This is a genomic window from Blautia schinkii (genome assembly GCF_013304825.1).
GTDB classification, from domain to species: Bacteria; Bacillota; Clostridia; order Lachnospirales; family Lachnospiraceae; genus Blautia_A; species Blautia_A schinkii_B.
In genome coordinates, this window is record NZ_JAAWUO010000046.1 from 1 (window position 1) to 947 (window position 947).

Below are 947 nucleotides of genomic sequence, written 5' to 3' on the forward strand. Positions count from 1 at the left end.
AGGAGGTTATTAACAGTTAAATATAAATTATAAAATCATATAAGTACATGTTGAGTTTTATAAGATATTAGAGCAGAATATTATTGAAAGAAGTTGATGCTTTGAGTAAATATTATTCTATACATGAATTTTCAAAAATTATAGGCGTATCCGCCCAGACATTACGAAATTGGGATGCCAATGGAAAACTTCATCCGCATCATACTACAGTAAGCGGCTATAGATATTACTCTGACGAGCAACTCAACCAGGTAATAAATGTAAAGCCTAAAAATCGCATTACAATTGGATATTGTCGCGTTTCCAGCCATAAAAAGAAAGATGATCTGGAACGACAGATTGATAATGTTAAGACATATCTTCTGGTAAAAGGACAGCCATTTGAGATAATAAGTGATATCGGTTCCGGAATTAATTATAAGAAAAAAGGACTCCAGGAATTGATCAGACGAATATCTCAAAATCAGGTTGAAAAGGTTGTTGTTTTATATAAAGATCGGCTATTGCGATTTGGTTTTGAATTGATAGAATATACCGCTTCGCTTTATAATTGTGAGATTGAGATTATTGATAATACTGAAAAATCCGAACAGCAGGAACTTGTTGAAGATCTGGTTCAGATAATCACAGTATTCAGTTGCAAATTACAAGGAAAACGAGCGAATAAAGCCAAGAAACTTATCCGGGAACTGATACAGGAGGAAGTAGATGGTAAAAGCCATAAAAGTAATGTTGATACCAAATAATATACAGAAAACTAAGATGTTTCAGTACGCAGGTGCTTCAAGATTTGCTTATAACTGGGCTTTGGCAAGGGAAATAGAAAACTATGAAAAAGGAGGAAAATTCATTTCAGATGCAGAACTCAGAAAAGAATTTACAAAGCTTAGACATTCTGATGAATACGCATGGTTATTGAGTATTTCAAATAATGTAACCAAACAGGC

General features: G+C 33.4%; 2 protein-coding genes. Both read left to right on the top strand.

Annotated features, from left to right (window positions below; translation table 11 throughout):
• The first annotated feature begins 101 nt into the window (after positions 1-101).
• Positions 102-746 carry an IS607 family transposase gene (locus HFM85_RS15990; RefSeq protein ID WP_173754719.1) on the top strand — a complete coding sequence of 215 codons (645 nt, stop codon included), beginning with the start codon at positions 102-104 and terminating at the stop codon, positions 744-746.
• On the top strand, positions 709-947 hold a 239-nt coding region (locus HFM85_RS15995), incomplete at its 3' end, for a helix-turn-helix domain-containing protein (protein WP_173739199.1). The genes HFM85_RS15990 and HFM85_RS15995, both read left to right, overlap by 38 nt.